Origin of the sequence: Planotetraspora silvatica, assembly GCF_016863315.1 — a bacterium.
GTDB lineage: Bacteria > Actinomycetota > Actinomycetes > Streptosporangiales > Streptosporangiaceae > Planotetraspora > Planotetraspora silvatica.
This window is the reverse complement of record NZ_BOOQ01000013.1, coordinates 16266-31773: the sequence shown is the minus strand read 5'-3', so window position 1 is coordinate 31773 and position 15508 is coordinate 16266. Positions and strand designations below refer to the sequence as shown.

Annotated in this window: 16 protein-coding genes; 9 read left to right on the top strand and 7 right to left on the bottom strand. The window is 69.2% G+C overall.

Going from position 1 to position 15508, the window contains the following annotated elements:
• The first annotated feature begins 34 nt into the window (after nt 1–34).
• From Psi02_RS11015 to Psi02_RS10995, 5 genes are all read left to right on the top strand, one after another.
• Nucleotides 35–1183, top strand: coding sequence for an ABC transporter ATP-binding protein (locus Psi02_RS11015; RefSeq protein ID WP_203973371.1), 1149 nt, complete (start codon nt 35–37; stop codon nt 1181–1183).
• 73 nt (nt 1184–1256) lie between these two features.
• On the top strand, nt 1257–2474 hold the full coding sequence (locus Psi02_RS11010) for a polyamine ABC transporter substrate-binding protein (protein WP_239094788.1): 1218 nt from the start codon (nt 1257–1259) through the stop codon (nt 2472–2474).
• Nucleotides 2475–2508: 34 nt separating this feature from the next.
• Nucleotides 2509–3372 (top strand): ABC transporter permease, encoded by an 864-nt coding sequence (locus tag Psi02_RS11005; RefSeq protein ID WP_203973369.1) that lies wholly within the window; start codon nt 2509–2511, stop codon nt 3370–3372.
• The gene (locus tag Psi02_RS11000) at nt 3369–4157 is read left to right on the top strand and encodes an ABC transporter permease (protein ID WP_203973368.1); all 789 of its coding nucleotides are present in this window, start codon (nt 3369–3371) and stop codon (nt 4155–4157) included. The genes Psi02_RS11005 and Psi02_RS11000 overlap by 4 nt, the downstream gene beginning before the upstream one ends.
• 21 nt (nt 4158–4178) lie before the next feature.
• Nucleotides 4179–5573 carry an NAD(P)/FAD-dependent oxidoreductase gene (locus tag Psi02_RS10995; RefSeq protein WP_203973367.1) on the top strand — a complete coding sequence of 465 codons (1395 nt, stop codon included), beginning with the start codon at nt 4179–4181 and terminating at the stop codon, nt 5571–5573.
• A 2-nt stretch (nt 5574–5575) separates the two neighbouring features.
• Here the strand turns inward: Psi02_RS10995 and Psi02_RS10990 are convergent, their stop codons facing one another.
• The 5 genes from Psi02_RS10990 to Psi02_RS10970 all read right to left on the bottom strand — a co-directional run bounded on the left by Psi02_RS10990 (nt 5576) and on the right by Psi02_RS10970 (nt 10154).
• Entirely contained in the window at nt 5576–6448 is an 873-nt protein-coding gene (locus Psi02_RS10990) for a phosphotriesterase family protein (RefSeq protein WP_203973366.1), read from the bottom strand.
• Between the two features lie 40 nt (nt 6449–6488).
• Nucleotides 6489–7727: a glycosyltransferase gene (locus tag Psi02_RS10985; RefSeq protein ID WP_203973365.1), complete on the bottom strand. Its 1239-nt coding sequence runs from the start codon at nt 7725–7727 to the stop codon at nt 6489–6491.
• A gap of 33 nt (nt 7728–7760) precedes the next feature.
• Complete coding sequence (locus Psi02_RS10980; protein ID WP_203973364.1) at nt 7761–8564, bottom strand: DMT family transporter; 804 nt, start codon at nt 8562–8564, stop codon at nt 7761–7763.
• A gap of 182 nt (nt 8565–8746) precedes the next feature.
• Complete coding sequence (locus tag Psi02_RS10975; protein WP_203973363.1) at nt 8747–9472, bottom strand: SDR family oxidoreductase; 726 nt, start codon at nt 9470–9472, stop codon at nt 8747–8749.
• A gap of 73 nt (nt 9473–9545) precedes the next feature.
• Nucleotides 9546–10154, bottom strand: coding sequence for an AAA family ATPase (locus tag Psi02_RS10970; RefSeq protein WP_203973362.1), 609 nt, complete (start codon nt 10152–10154; stop codon nt 9546–9548).
• Nucleotides 10155–10323: 169 nt separating this feature from the next.
• On the opposite strand from Psi02_RS10970, the gene Psi02_RS10965 reads away from it, so the two are divergent.
• On the top strand, nt 10324–10779 hold the full coding sequence (locus Psi02_RS10965; RefSeq protein ID WP_203973361.1) for a nuclear transport factor 2 family protein: 456 nt from the start codon (nt 10324–10326) through the stop codon (nt 10777–10779).
• 60 nt (nt 10780–10839) lie between these two features.
• Here the strand turns inward: Psi02_RS10965 and Psi02_RS10960 are convergent, their stop codons facing one another.
• On the bottom strand, nt 10840–11511 hold the full coding sequence (locus tag Psi02_RS10960; RefSeq protein WP_203973360.1) for a VC0807 family protein: 672 nt from the start codon (nt 11509–11511) through the stop codon (nt 10840–10842).
• A gap of 266 nt (nt 11512–11777) precedes the next feature.
• Between Psi02_RS10960 and Psi02_RS10955 the strand changes: the two genes are divergently transcribed.
• A complete protein-coding gene (locus Psi02_RS10955) occupies nt 11778–12620 on the top strand; it encodes an LLM class F420-dependent oxidoreductase (protein WP_203973359.1) in 843 nt (280 codons plus the stop codon).
• Between the two features lie 30 nt (nt 12621–12650).
• Here the strand turns inward: Psi02_RS10955 and leuE are convergent, their stop codons facing one another.
• Nucleotides 12651–13307, bottom strand: a complete 657-nt coding sequence (leuE, locus tag Psi02_RS10950; RefSeq protein WP_203973358.1) for a leucine efflux protein LeuE — start codon at nt 13305–13307, stop codon at nt 12651–12653.
• 120 nt (nt 13308–13427) lie between these two features.
• Here leuE and Psi02_RS10945 point away from each other — a divergent pair, with 120 nt between their 5' ends.
• Together Psi02_RS10945 and Psi02_RS10940 are read left to right on the top strand one after the other, a co-directional pair.
• A complete protein-coding gene (locus Psi02_RS10945) occupies nt 13428–14816 on the top strand; it encodes a selenium-binding protein SBP56-related protein (protein ID WP_203973357.1) in 1389 nt (462 codons plus the stop codon).
• Nucleotides 14813–15436 carry a hypothetical protein gene (locus Psi02_RS10940; RefSeq protein ID WP_373317618.1) on the top strand — a complete coding sequence of 208 codons (624 nt, stop codon included), beginning with the start codon at nt 14813–14815 and terminating at the stop codon, nt 15434–15436. The genes Psi02_RS10945 and Psi02_RS10940 overlap by 4 nt, the downstream gene beginning before the upstream one ends.
• Nucleotides 15437–15508 lie beyond the last annotated feature (72 nt).

Sequence of the window (15508 nt, the reverse complement as noted above, 5' to 3'; positions counted from 1 at the left end):
GTACGACCTATTGATAAAGAGGGATAAGCCTGGAATGACAGAAATCCAGGCGGGCCCGGGGGCAGCCGCTTCGGCTGCCCCCGGTTCACAACAGACGCCCGCCATCGAGCTCGACAACGTCGTGAAGGAGTACACCTCGCACGGCGAGGTCGTACGGGCAGTCAAAGGCGTGAGCCTGGCCATCACGGAGGGCGAGTTCTTCTCCCTCCTCGGCCCCTCTGGGTGTGGCAAGACCACCAGCATGCGGATGATCGCCGGATTCGAGGACCCGACACAGGGCGTGGTCCGGCTGCACGGGCAGGACGTCACGAGCGTCCCCCCGAACAAGCGTGATGTGAACATGGTCTTCCAGTCCTACGCGCTCTTCCCCCACATGAACGTCTGGGAGAACGTGGCGTTCGGACTCAAGCGCAAGAGCGTGGAGACCGCTGAGATCCAGCGGCGCGTGGGGGAGATCCTCGAGGTCGTCGACCTCACCGGCCGGGAGAAGCGCCGCCCCAAGGAGATGTCCGGCGGCCAGCAGCAGCGTGTGGCCCTCGCCCGCGCGCTCGTCAACCGGCCCCGCGCCCTGCTCCTGGACGAGCCGCTCGGCGCGCTCGACCTCAAGCTGCGCCAGGCCATGCAGATCGAGCTCAAGCGCATCCAGCGCGACGTCGGCATCACGTTCGTCTACGTGACCCACGACCAGGGTGAGGCGCTCACGATGAGCGACCGCATCGCCGTCATGAACGATGGCCTGGTGGACCAGCTCGCGGCTCCCCGGGAGATCTACGAGCGGCCGGCCACCAAGTTCGTCGCCGGGTTCATCGGCACGTCGAACCTGCTCAGCGGGACCGTCGACAAGGTCAACGGCTCGACGGCCGTGCTGGCGCTCGGTGCCGCCGACCGGATCCTCGCACCCGTCGAGGGGGCGGTCTCCGCGGGCGACACCCTGGAGCTCACCGTCCGCCCGGAGAAGATCACAATCTCGACCGAGCAGCCCGAAGGCGACTTCAGCGTCGTCCAGGGCACCGTCTCCGAGGTCGTCTACCTGGGCACCTCCAACAGTTACGCCGTGGTACTCGCCGATGGCGCCGAGATCACCGTCTTCCAGCAGAACGCGCACGACAGCACCATCACGGCCGAGCGAGGCGACGCGGTCTGGCTGTCCTGGCAGCCCCAGCACTCCTACGTGCTGCGGTAACTCCCTCGAAATACCAGGAGCACGAACCCCTATGAACGACTTCCGCAATCAGGACCCCGCTTTCCTCCGTGGCATGACGCAGCGCCGTCTCGGCCGTCGTGACGCGTTCCGCCTCGCCGGCCTGTCGGCGGCAGGTCTCGCGCTGGCCGCCTGTGGCGTTCAGGGCAAGCGTGTGGCCAAGCCCACCTCCTCGGCCGAGGCGCAGTCGGCGGTCCAGCAGTACTGGTCCGGCAAGGTCAAGAACGGCCACGTCGACTTCGCCAACTGGCCGCTCTACATGGACCCCAAGCAGCCGGAGCTCAAGCAGTTCACCGGCCAGACCGGCATCTCGGTGACCTACAGCGAGGTCATCCAGGAGAACGCCAGCTGGTTCGCCAAGATCCAGCCGCTGCTCGCCGCCGGCCAGTCGATCAACTACGACCTCATGGTCGTCACCAACGGCATCCAGTTCAGCCAGCTCGTCGAGCTCGGCTACCTCGTGGCGCTCGACCACAGCAAGCTGCCGAACTTCGCGGCGAACGCGGGCCCGCGGTACAAGTCCGAGGCGTTCGACCCGGGCAACGTCTACAGCATCCCGTGGACGTCGGGCATGACGGGCATCGCCTACAACCCGAAGTACATCGACACGCCGCCCACCAGCTACGCCGCTATGTGGGACCCCAAGTACAAGGGCAAGGTCGGCATGATGGCCGACTCCCAGGAGATCGGCAACTTCGGGATGTTCCTGCTGGGCATCGACCCGGAGAAGTCGACGCCCGCCGACTGGGAGAAGGCCGCCGCCAAGCTCAAGGAGCAGCGTGACGCCGGAATTGTGCGGAAATATTACGATCAGTCGTATGTTGACCCGCTGAGCAAGGGCGACATCTGGATGTGCCAGGCCTGGTCCGGCGACATCTTCCAGAAGAACGTCTCCGACGGCACGGACCTGAAGTTCGTGATCCCCGACGAGGGCGCCACGATCTGGACCGACAACATGATGATCCCGAAGACGGCGGCCAACCCCGTCGACGCGATCATGCTGATGGACTTCTTCTACGACCCCAAGGTCGCGGCGAGCCTCGCCGAGTACATCAACTACGTCACGCCCGTGCCGGCGGCCCAGGCCATCATCAAGGCGGACGCCGACGCGGCGTCGGGCGACGACAAGAAGACCCTCGAAGAGGTCGCCGCCAGCCCGCTGGTGTTCCCCTCGGAGGCGGACTACGCCAAGCTGCGCAGCTACCGCAACTTCAAGAACACCGACGAGCAGAAGCAGTACGAGAACATCTTCCAAGCGATCACCACGGCATGAGCGAGCACGACGTGCCCTTGGCTGAGGAGGAGGCATGAGGACGCTCAGAGCCCGGCTCACGCCGTACGCGCTGATCTTCCCGGGCGGGCTCTGGCTGGCGATCTTCTTCGTCGTCCCGACGCTCGTGATGTTGTCGCTGTCGTTGCAGTCGGGGAACGTGGTCGACGGCTTCGCCTTCACGTGGAACTGGCACAGCTACGTCGACGGGGTGACCACCTACCACGACCAGATCATCAGGTCCCTGCTGTACGGCCTGGCCGCCACGGTCATCCAGATCCTCATCGGCTTCCCGGTGGCGTACTGGATCGCCTTCAAGGGCGGCAACAACAAGTCCGTCTACCTGTTCCTGGTGCTGCTGCCGTTCCTCGTGTCGTTCGTGCTGCGGACGATCTCCTGGCAGTTCCTGCTGTCGGACAACGGCATCCTGCTCGGCCCGCTGCGGGACGCGGGACTGCTCCCGCAGGACTTCCGCGTCCTGGCCACGCCGTACGCGGTGATCGGCGGCCTGTCCTACAACTTCCTGCCGTTCATGATCCTGCCGATGTACGTCGCGCTGGAGCGGATCGACCCACGGCTCCTCGAGGCCGCGCAGGACCTCTACGCGAGCAGGTTCCACACGTTCCTGCGGGTGGTGCTGCCGCTGTCACTGCCCGGGGTGTTCGCCGGGGTGCTCATGACGTTCGTGCCCGCCAGCTCTGACTACGTCAACTCGTCCGTCCTCGGCGGGACCAACACCACCATGATCGGCAACGTCATCCAGAACCAGTTCCTGGTCAACCAGGACTACCCGGTCGCGTCGGCCCTGTCGTTCACGCTCATGGCATTGCTGCTGATCGGCATCTTCGCGTACGCGAGGGCCCTCGGCACCGAGGATGTGCTGGAGGTGGCCGCGAGATGAGCCGCGGACTGTTCCGGGGGCGTGGCCTCCAGATATACACCTGGCTGGTCATCGCCTGGCTCGTGGTGCCGATCGCGGTCATGATCCTTTTCGGGTTCAACGACACCAAGGGCCGGTTCAACACCACCTTCCAGGGGTTCACCCTCAAGTGGTACGGCCAGTTGTTCGAGATCGACGCGCTCACCCAGGCGCTGGTGAACTCCCTCCTCATCGCCGTGCTGACGATGGTGATCGCGGGCGTGCTCGGGTCGCTCATCGGGCTGGCCCTCGGCCGTTACCGCTTCCGCGGGGCGGCGCTCCTGACGCTGGTGATGTTCGCCGCGATCTCCTGCGCCGAGATCGTGATGGGAGCGTCCCTGCATTCCCTGTTCATCACGCTGGGTTTGCCGGAGGGGTTCCCGACGATCGTCATCGCCCACGTCATGTTCTCGATCTCCTTCGTGGCCGTGACGGTGCGGGCCCGGGTGATGACGCTGGACACCTCGCTCGAGGAAGCCGCACGGGACCTCGGCGCGAGCACGTGGGACACCTTCCGGCTGGTCACGCTGCCGATGATCTTCCCGGGTGTGCTGGCGGGGTCGATGCTGGCGTTCGCCCTGTCGATCGACGACTTCGTGATCACCAACTTCACCGCGGGTGGTACGACGACGTTCCCGCTGTGGATCTGGGGCGTCACCCGTGTGGGCATCCCTCCGCAGGTCAACATCATGGGGACGCTCATCTTCGCGGCCGGTCTCCTGATCGCCGTCGTCAACATCGTCGCGGCTCGCCGTCGCCGCGCGTAGCTCTCCGGGGAAGTGGAATGTGTGGATCCGCTGAAGGCGCTCGCTGACGCGGAGCGCAAGCCGTACTGGCTGGATCGCGCGATCGCGCCCGAGCCGTCGCCGCGACTGGTCGGCCAGGTCAGCGCCGACCTGGCCGTCGTCGGAGGCGGCTTCTCCGGCCTGTGGACCGCGCTCATGGCCAAGGAGCGCGACCCGTCGCTGGACGTCGTCCTGCTGGAGGGCCGCGAGATCGGCTGGGCCGCGTCCGGCAGGAACGGCGGCTTCTGCGCGGCGAGCATCACCCACGGCCTCGGCAACGGGCTGGACCGGTGGCCGGAGGAGATCGGCACGCTCGACCGTCTCGGGCGGGAGAACCTCGACGAGATCGAGGCGTCCCTCGCCAGGCACGGCGTCGACTGCTCGTTCGAGCGCACCGGTGAGGTGCGCGTCGCCACGCGGGACTGGGAGCTCGGCGGCCTCGACGAGGAGGCCGCGCTGGGCGCGTCGCTCGGTCTGCGGATGGAGCGCCTCGACCGCGAGCAGATGCGGGCCGAGGTCGACTCCCCGACCTACCTGGGCGGCCTGTGGGACCGGGACGGGGCGGCCATGGTCGATCCCGCCCGGCTCGCCTGGGGACTCCGGGACGCCTGCCTGCGGCTCGGGGTGCGCGTCTTCGAGCGCACCCCGGTCAGGTCGCTGCGGGACGGCGGGAGCCTCCTCGAACTCGGGACGCCGCTCGGCATGGTGCGGGCGAGCATGGTCGCCCTGGGCACGGGCGCCTTCGCTCCGCTGCTGAGCAGGCTGAGGCACTTCCTCGTGCCGGTCTACGACTACGTGCTGATGACCGAGCCGGTGCCGGCGGAACGGCTGGCCGAGATCGGCTGGCGTAACCGGCAGGGGCTGGGCGACTCGGGCAACCAGTTCCACTACTACCGGCTGACCGACGACAACCGGATCCTGTGGGGCGGATACGACGCGGTCTACTACAACGGCGGCCTGATCACGGCCGGGCACGACCAGCGCGACGCCACGTTCGAGACGCTCGCGCGGCACTTCTACGAGACGTTCCCGCAGCTCGAAGGGGTGAGGTTCAGCCACAAGTGGGGCGGGGTCATCGACACCTGCAGCAGGTTCAGCGCCTTCTTCGGCACCGCGTACGGCTCTCGCCTCGCCTACGCCGCCGGCTACACCGGCCTCGGGGTCGGGGCCACCCGCTTCGGGGCCAACGTGATGCTCGACCTGCTCTCCGGAGAGCGGACCGAGCGGACCCGGTTGCGCATGGTCCGGCGCAAGCCCGTGCCGTTCCCGCCCGAGCCGCTCAGGTCGGGCGTCATCCAGCTCACGCGATGGTCGCTGGCCAGGTCCGACGCGCAGGAGGGGCGGCGCAACGCCTGGCTGCGCACGCTCGACGCGTTCGGGCTCGGCTTCGACTCCTGAAGTCAGCCGGCCAGCCAGCGCAGGGGGTTCTCGTGGGTGATCAGGCGCTGGGTGTCGTCGTCCACGCCGGCCTCGCTCAGGGCGGGGAGGATCGTATCGAACAGCCTGCCGTACCCCTGCCCGCCGTAGTCGGCGAGGTGCTCCCGGCGGGACACGCCGCTGCTGAGCAGCACGCGTTCGGCGTGGCCGGCGTCGAGGAGCGCCAGGACGTGCTCGGCGTCGTCGACGCTGACATAGGCGCCCGTCTCCGCGATCTTCCGCTGCGCCGGCGTGTCGGCCGTCCGCGCGCTGAGCCGCCGGGGCGGCACCCCGTGGGAGAGCAGGAGTTCCAGCAGGCCCAGTCCCTCGGTCGCGACCGGCAGATCGGTGCGCAGGCAGGCCCGGGCGGCGGCGATCAGCGCACGCTCCTCGGCCGCCGTCGGCGTCTCGTCCCAGGCGGTCGCCACGATGAGCCCCGGCCGCGACCCCGCGCCGTCGAGCCCCGCCCCGATCTCGTGCAGAAGGTCCGAGGTCAGGTCGTCCACGCTGTATCGCCGGACGGCGTCACCGGAGAACGGCTCGGGGGCGAAGCCCGTGGCGGCGACCACGGCGACCCGGCTGCCCGTGGCCATGCGGCCGAGCGACGCGGGGTCGCGGGCCATGCCGATGCAGGTGTGCTCGACGACGAGGCTCAGCCCGCGGTCGGACGCCAGCTTCTTGAGTTCGGCGACGACGTACTTCTCCTCGTCGATCCAGCGGTACGGGTCGGAGGCGACGCCGATTCCCCACCGGGTGTCGGTGCGCAGATGCTCACGGGCAAGCACCGGGCCGTCGATCTCGGAGACGGGGACCGCACCCGAGACGGTCTGAATGCGGGGAAAATAAGCGCCGGGCATGAACGGACATTAACTGATTTCTTGCGAAAATAGGGTCTTTTCACGCGAGGAGCTCCGTGTAGATCTCCTCGAACCGAGCAAGAGATCGCTGGTGATCGTGGGTGGCGGCGATGGCGAGACTCGCCTTGGCCATGGTCGCGTGCGCCTCGCCGGAGGTCAGGATGCCGGTGAGATGCCGGGCCATCTCCTTGGCGTCCCCCGGCCGGTAGAGGAAGCCGTTTCCGGACACGAGGTGGGGAAGCGCCATGGCGTCCGCCGCCACGATCGGAAGGCCGGCGGCCATCGCCTCGAGTGTCGCGATGCTCTGCAGCTCGGCGACGCCGGGCATGGCGAACACGTCCGCGGCCGAGTAGACCTGTGGCAGGTCGGCGTCGGGGATGAACCCCAGGAACCGCACGCGCTCGCCCACTCCGATCCGGGTGGCGAGCCGCTCCAGGTCCTGACGCTTCCCGCCGGTGCCGACCAGGACCGCCTGCGCGTCGACGTGGTTCAGCACGTACGGCAGCGCCCGGATGAGGTCCTCGAGTCGCTTCTCCTCGTCCAGGCGGCCGACGAACAGGACGGTGGGCCTGTCGGCCAGGCCGAACCGCCGCCGCGCCCACTCCTGCGGCTGGCGCTGGAACCGCTGCAGGTCGATGCCGCAGGAGACCGCCTCCACCTCGTGCGGGAACCCCTTGTCGACCAGCAGCCGGGCGGCGATCCGCGTGGGCGTGGTGACGCGGTGGGCGCGGGCGAAGATCCGGGTCAGGTCCTGCCAGGCCATGTCTCCGGCGCGGGCCCGCAGGCCCGCAGGGACGCGCGCGAACTGGAAGAGGTTGTCCGGCATGAAGTGGTTGGTGGCCACCACGGGCAGGCCCGCCCCGCCTGCCGCCGCGAGGGCCGCGCGGCCGATCATGAAGTGTCCCTGAACGTGGACGACGTCCGGGCGGGCCCTGCCGATCAGGTGCGCCATCGTGCGCTTCAGGCCCGCGGGGAGGCTGATCCGCATCGTCGGGTGCAGGGGCAGCCGCGCCGACCACAGCCGGTGGACCATCACGCCGCCCACGATCTCCGTGCGCGGGCGGCCTTCGTCGGACGCGCACACCACGTGGACGTCGGCGCCGCGCGCGGCCAGTCCTCCCGCGAGGCGGTGGGTGAAGTACGACGCGCCGTTCACGTCGGGCGGGTAGGTGTCGGTGGCGATCAGCACCCTGCGGCGTCGCGCCGGGGCCGGGGCCACGGCGAGGGACGGCTGCGCTCCCGGCAGGTCCGGGCTGGAGGGGGCGGGGACGGCGTTCATCGGGCTCCGATCTGCGTCATCCGGTGTGGGGGGTCATCCGGTGAGGGGGGTGGTCCGGGCGAGGGCGACGGTTCCGGCTCCGGCGACCAGTGCCGCCACCACGGCGGCGGTCACGTTCGTCGGCAGGGGCTCTCCGAGTAGCAGGGCTCCGCAGGCGACCGCCGTGAGGGGGTCCGTGAGTTGCAGGGTGGCGTAGGCCACCGCGAAATGACGGCCGGCGTAGGCCCGCTGAAGCAGGCTCAGCGCCGCGAGCACCGGGATCGGAAGGACGGCCAGGAGCCAGAGATGGCCGCCGCCACCGTCGACGATCACACGGGTGACCGTGGCGCACGAGCCGTACAGCACCCCCGCAGCGACCGCGAGCAGCGCGGGACGGCCGGCGCCGCCGATGCTCTTGGCCAGCCCGAAGCAGGTGAGGGCCGTGAGGACGGCGGCGGCGAGCAGCCCGAGCGCACTGGCGTCGTCCATGTGGGGCGCCGGCGCGGTGGGGGGAATGAGCACCACGAGGCCGATCAGGCCCACGCCCACCACGGCCGCGGCGACGAGTTCGCTCCCGGCGGGCCTGCGGCCGTGCAGCGCGGCCGCGATCGGCAGGGCGAACAGGAGGCTGGCGACGCCCATCGGCTGCACGACGATCAGCGGGCCCGCGCTCAGCGCGACGATGTGCAGGCCGCCGCCGAGGGCGACCGCTCCCGTGCCGATCAGCCAGCGCGGCCGGCGCAGCAGAGCGAGCATGCCGGGTCCGGCGGCGCCCGACGCCTCATGCTGCTGGAACGCCGCACCCAGAGCGAAGAAAAGCGAACCGAGCAGCGCCATGGCCGCCGCGAGCACAGTCATGCGCCCTCCCTTCAGCTGAATGAAGACATGGCGTCATGGCCGAAATGCCTCATGTCAGCAACCGGAGGTCGAACGCGGGACTAATGCCCGCCGCGCGTGCGGCCGATCAGCTCGTCATCAGCTCGCGGTCAGGCGGTCGATGGCTCATCGTCGGTTCGTCTTCAGGTGAATCTCCGATCGGCTCAGGTCATCGTCTTGCCGCCGTTGACGGCGAGACGCTGGCCGGTGATGAACCGGGAACCGGGGGAGGCGAGGAAGGCCACGGCCTCGGCCACGTCGATGGGCACGCCCATGTGCCCGAGGGGCAGGTTCCTCATGTAGTCGTCGTACTCGGCCGCCGGCGTGCCCTCGTGGCGTTCCACGGGGATCCAGCCGGGCTCGACCGTGTTCACCGTGATGCCGTACGGGCCGAGCTCGCGGGCCCATGACCGGGTGAGGCCGTGCATCGCGGCCTTCGCGGACACGTAGTGCCCGTAGTCGGCGTTCCCGAGGTCGGTGACCTCGCTGCCGACGTTGACGATCCGGCCGGACCCGGCGGCGCGCATGGCGGGCAGGACGGCCTGCAGGATGAGGAGCGGAGCCTTGACGAAGAAGTGCAACTGGTCGAGGTGGTCCTGCCAGGTCTGCTCCTCCACGGGCATGAGCGGCTGCGGCCCGGTGGCGTTGTTGACCACCACGTCGATCGGCCCGATCTCGGCGACGGCCTGCCGTACGGACTGCTCGTCCGTGACGTCGAACCGGGCCAGGCGCGCGGAGCCGCCGGCGGCCTGGACGCGTTCGACCACGGCCGAGGCCCCCGCGGTGTCGTGCGCGTAGTTGACGGCCACGTGCAGGCCGTCGGCCGCGAGCCGTTCGGCGATGACCGCGCCGAGACCCCGTGAAGCTCCGGTGACCAGTGCTGTTCCCATGGTCGTCCGTCCTATCACGGGGGGGCTCGGCGCCTGGAAGTGACCCGGTCTCGGCCCGTACGGCCCTCGTCGCCTATCCGCGGGGTCGCCCGAAGCGGATGGCGCCGAGCAGGTCCGCGGCGGGCCGGTCGAGCACGGTGACGCTGTCGGCCGGAGGGAGTGCCCCGGTGCGGGCCTGCCGTATCAGCGCCCGCCATCGCCGGCGGTGCCGGGCGAAGACGACCCTGGTGACGGTGCGGCCACGGATGCGCTGGCCGGCCAGGGCGACATCCGGCTCGACGTCGAGCAGGATCAGGTGCATCTGCGTGCCGCTCCGGCGGGCGAGCCACGCGAAGCCGTGGAGGAGATGCGGCCAGGTGCCGCGCGTGTGCGCGACGACGGCCTGTCCTCGTGTCATCGCCCGCGCGATGCGCCACACATGGGTGGCGTGCACCAGCGGGGTCCGCAGGCGTGGGGGGATCGGCCCGAGGTAGGGCGCCCACAGGTTGCGGGACTGGTAGGAGTCGATCACCCATGCCCCCCTGCCGTCGGGTACCGGCTCCGTCTCGTCGCAGCGCAGGCCGTACAGCCGTCGCAGCAGTGTGCTCTTTCCCGCACCTGGCAGCCCCGCGAGGAGCACCAGTGAACGGGCGGGGTAGTGCAGGTCGTCGATGGAACTCGGGGCGACCGAGTCGGCGGCCATGGTGTGCACCTCGCTGGATTGGGTGGTTCCCGGTGGTGCCCTGGTCCCCATCATGCGTTGAATGGCGCCGCCGTGCGTTCTACCGCCCTCGACGTGTTTACCGTCGGTCCTCGTCCGATCACGGGTTCGCCGTCCTCAGGAGCGGGGCGCATGGTGCATAGTGATCCGCATGGATGAGATCGCCGCACTGGTTGACCGGGCCGAGATCGAGGACGTCGTTACCGCGGTCTTCGACACGACGGACGCGAAGAACTGGCCCGTCTGCCAGGAGCTCTTCGATGACGAGGTCGCCGTCGACTTCACCGCCCTGAACGGCGGGAAGCCCTCGACGGTGACCTCCGCCCAGCTGGTCGACGGCTGGAACACGGGACTGCACGCGAAGAAGCAGAGCTTCCACACGGTCAGCAACTACGCCATCAACGTCGACGGCGCCGAGGCGGGCGTGACCGCGAAGGGGTACGCCTACAACGTGCTCGACGCCGAGCTCGGCGGGGGCATCTGGGAGGTCTGGGGCGTCTACCGGCTCAGGCTGGTACGGCAGGCCGAGGGCTGGAAGGTGACCGCCCTGGCGTTCGAGGTCCGGCGCACCCACGGCGACGACGCCGTCCGCACCCACACGCTCTAGACGTAGCACCGGGCAGGCCCGCGCGACCAAGCCGCTCCGGCCGGTGACGGCCGGGGCGGCTCAGCCGGAGACGCCGGGAATCGTGACGGCGGGAGCGGCGACGGCCGGGGTCTCGGCGTGCAGGCGGTGCAGCACCCGCCGGAAGGCCCACGCCGACCCGAGGAACGCGAGCCCGCTGATGACCGCGACGGCGGCGGTGCGCACGAGCAGGTAGGTCCCGATGGACTGGTGCAGCAGCAGCCAGATGCTGACGGTCGAGTTGGTCAGCAGGACGAAGGCCCACAGCAGCGTGATGCGCGCGAAGAACCTGCGGATCCGCTCATGCCGCAACACGACCGACGGCAGGTGGATGTAGTCGAGGGTGAGCTTCTGCACGAGCGGGCGGCGCAGCCGCACCGACGCGAGGAACGCCATGCTGATGCAGATCGTGCCCAGTTCGGGCTGGATGAAGTAGACCACCGCGCTGCCGGTCCACAGCCCCAGGACGGCGCGGGCGGTGATCGCGATCGCCGCGAGGACCATCGTCCCCGGCACCGGGCGGCGCCGGACGAGCCGCCACAACAGCCCGATGTAGACCCATGCGACCGCCGCACCCAGCGCGCCGTTCAGACCGAGCACCGCGAGTGCGGTGTAGAAGACCGCCAGGGGAGCGACCACGCCTTCCAGAAGCCGCGGGACCGCCTGCTTGAGCATCGCGGTGAGCCGTGGCAGGACGAAAGGCGATTGGTTCATGACACTCCATCGAACCGGGTGCAGGGCCTCCACCTACCCACAGCAATTGCCGGAAACACGAGGGCAGGCCTTTACCGGTGGCCTAACGTACCCGACCCCCGCATGATCCTGTGCCCATCCGGCCGGGGTCGTCGCCCCCGGCCCATGCCCGTACGGCATGGCGTCGCAAAGCCGTGAAAGCCCCGAACCGGGCGCTGGCCAGGTCTTTACGACAGTCAGCCGGGTGTCGCCGGGGACGGGGAAGAAATGGTGATTGATTTGGCGGCATGGAATCTGGATTCGGCTACTTCCCCACGCATTACGCCCCCGGCCCGGGGGTCGTCGCCCGCCTCGTCGAGGAACGCGGCCACAAGGCGCTGCTGTTCGCCGAGCACACCCACATCCCTGTGCCGGCGAAGGGCACGCGGGTGAAGGACGAGCGTGGGGGCGACCTGCCGTCCAAGTACTGGCACACCTACGACCCCCTCGTGGCGTTGACGGCAGCGGGCCTGGCCACCACGCGCCTGCGGGTCGGGACGGGCATCTGCCTGGTTCCCCAGCGCGATCCGATAACCCTGGCCAAGATGGTCGCCAGCGTCGACCACCTCACGGGCGGGCGCTTCGAGTTCGGTGTCGGGGCGGGCTGGAACGAGCCCGAGATCCGTCACCACGGGGTCGACCCGCGCCGCCGTTTCGCCGTGATGAAGGAGCACATCGAGGCGATGCGCGAGATCTGGACGCAGGAGGAGGCGAAGTACCACGGCGAGTTCGTGTCGTTCGATTCGATCTGGTCGTGGCCCAAGCCCGCGCAGCGCCCGTACCCGCCCGTCCTGGTCGGAGGCACCGGCCCGCGTGTGCTCGACCGCGTGCTCGCCTACGGCGACGTCTGGATGCCCAACTACGGGCCGGGCGTCCTGGAGCGCATCCCCGAACTGTTCCGCCGGGCCGCCGAGGCGGGCAGGCGGGTCGAGGTGATGGTGCTCGGATTCCCCGTCGACCCGAAGGTGATCGAGGAGTACGCGAACGCCGGGGTCAGCCGGGTGATGCCATGGCTTCCCACAGCGGGCCTCGACCGGATCCAGCGTGAGATGGACGCCTTCGAGGCCGCGCTCGCCGAGGCGCGAAGGTAGGGGGTAGGGAGGTGGGAGGTGGGGAGGCGGTCAGTTCAGGGTCGCCGTGGCCAGCTTCGCCCCGAAACCGAGGAAGACGGCGCCGACGCCTGAGGTGAGCCCCGCGGCGAGGCGGCGTCGCTGCCGGAACTGCCCGGCCAGGTAGGTGCCGCTGAAGATCAGCGCGCTCAGGTAGCAGAAGCTGAAGATCTGCGCGATCGCGGCCAGGATGAGGAAGGACAGCGCGGGCGCGCCGTACGAGGGGTCGACGAACTGCACGAAGAAGGCGACGAAGAAGAGGATCGCCTTCGGGTTGAGAAGGCTGACGCTCAGCGCCTTGCGGAAGGGCCGCACCCGCTTGGACGGCGCGGCCTCCTCGGAGACCGCCGACACGGTGGCGGGCGAGCGCCACGACTTCCACGCCGACCGGAGCATGCCGAAGCCGATCCACGCGAGGTAGGCCGCCCCGGAGTACTTGACCACGGTGAAGAGGATCGGGGTGGACTTCAGCAGCGAGGCGACCCCGGCCGCCGACAGGAACATCAGCACCGAGTCTCCGGCGAACACGCCGCACGCCGCCTGGTACCCGGTCCGGACTCCCCGCTGGGCCGCGGTCGTCAGCACGAACACCGAGTTCGGCCCGGGCAGCAAGATGATCAGAAACGTGCCGACGATGTAGGCCCAGATATTGGTGATCCCGAAGAACATATTCCGCTCCCCAAAATTACGACATACGCCGTTATAGTGCCCTACTCATCTTGGTCTCGGCAGGTGAGGGCATGGAAATGCCCATTGACCTGGTGGGAAATTACGAATGATTCTGGGCGTATGACGCTCTGGAAGCCGGATCCTACGTTCTATCCGTCTCCGCGTGATGCCGCCGCGGCCCCGGCGGAGAAGCTCGCCTACGTCGCCGCATTCGACCGCTCCGCGAGCAGGCCCGACGCAATGACCGTGCTGGACACCGACCCCGAGTCCGATTCCTACGGCGCGATCGTCGGCTGGACCGACCTCCCCTACACCGGGGACGAGTTGCACCACTTCGGCTGGAACGCGTGCAGCAGCGCGCTGTGCCCCTCCGCGCCGCATCCCCACGTCGAGCGGCGCTACCTCATCGTCCCGGGGCTGCGCTCGTCCCGGATCTACGTGTACGACACCAAGGACCTGGTGAGTCCCGAGCTCGTCAAGGTGATCGAGGCGGAGGACCTCGGCAAGCGCGCCGGATACTCCCGCCCGCACACCGTCCACTGCGGCCCGGAGGGACTGTACGTCTCGGCCCTCGGCGGCTACGGCGAGGAGGGCCCCGGCGGCATCGCCGTACTCGACCACACGTCGTTCGAGGTGCTCGGCAGGTGGGAGTCCGACCGGGGGCCGCAGTACCTCGCCTACGACTTCTGGTGGCACATCAACCACGACGTGATGGTCACCTCGGAGTGGGGGACCCCGTCCATGATCGAGGACGGTCTGGTGGGCGAGTCGCTGCTCGGCCGCCAGTACGGCCACCGGCTGCACTTCTGGGATCTGCGCAGGCGCAGGCACGTGCAGGAGGTCGACCTGGGCGACCAGTATCAGATGGTCCTGGAGTTGCGGCCCGCCCACGACCCCAGGAAGAAGTACGGCTTCGCCGGAGTCGTCACGAACGTGGAGGACCTGTCGGCCTCGATCTGGGTCTGGTACGAGGAGGGCTCCCGCTGGGCCGTGCGGAAGGTCGTCGACATCCCGGCCGAGCCCGCGGCGGCCGACGACCTGCCCGACGTGCTCAAGCCGTTCGGGGCCGTGCCGCCGCTGGTCACCGACATCGACCTGTCCGTGGACGACAAGTACCTCTACGTCTCGTGCTGGGGCACGGGCGAGCTGAAGCAGTACGACGTGTCCGACCCGTTCAAGCCGGTCGAGACGGGCTCGATCCACCTCGGCGGCATCGTCAGGCGGGCGCCCCATCCGGCCGCGCCGTCAGGGAGGCTGTCCGGCGGGCCGCAGATGATCGAGGTCAGCCGCGACGGCCGGCGGGTCTACATGACGAACTCCCTCTACGGCTCCTGGGACGACCAGTTCTACCCCGACGGCGTCGGCGCCTGGATGGCCAAGGTCGACACGGCGGGGTTCACCCTCGACGAGAGGTTCTTCCCGCACGGCGACGACTTCCGGGGGCTGCGCCCACACCAGACCCGGCTGCAGGGCGGCGACGCCTCCTCCGACTCCTACTGCTACCCGTGACGCTCGCCGCGGTCATCCTGCTCGGGGCCTTCCATGGCATCAACCCCTCCATGGGCTGGCTCTTCGCGGTCGCCAGGGGACTGCAGGAACGCAGCCGCGACATGCTCCTGCAGTCCCTGCCGGTGATCGCGCTGGGGCATCTGGCCTCGGTGGCGCTGGTGGTCCTCATCGTCAGCGCCACCGACTCGCTGGTCACCGGCTCGGTGCTCAGCATCGCCTCGGGCGTGCTGCTCGTGGGCTTCGGGCTCTGGCACCTGCTGTCCAAGCGGCATTTCCGCTGGGTCGGCATGCGGGTGTCGCTTCCGCAACTCGCGGCCTGGTCCTTCCTCATGTCGTCGGTGCACGGCGCCGGCCTGATGTTGTTGCCGGTTCTCACCCGGCTTCCGGCCGGCACGACGGCCGCGGGGGCGCATCACCACGGCGGCGGCGCCCTGTCCGGCGGCATGGTCGTCGCGGGGATCCACACCCTGGCCATGTTCGTCACGGCCACGGTCATCGCCCTCGTCGTCTACGAGTTCGCCGGCCTGACGATCCTGCGGAAGGCGTGGTTCAACCTCGACCGGATGTGGGCCTTCGCCCTCGTGGGCGCGGGAGCGATCACCCTCGCCACCGCCTGGTGAGATCGGGCTGATGTGATCCGGCTTCCTCCTCCAGGAGGAGGCTGGACGCGATATATCTCGATAGGGTGTGGG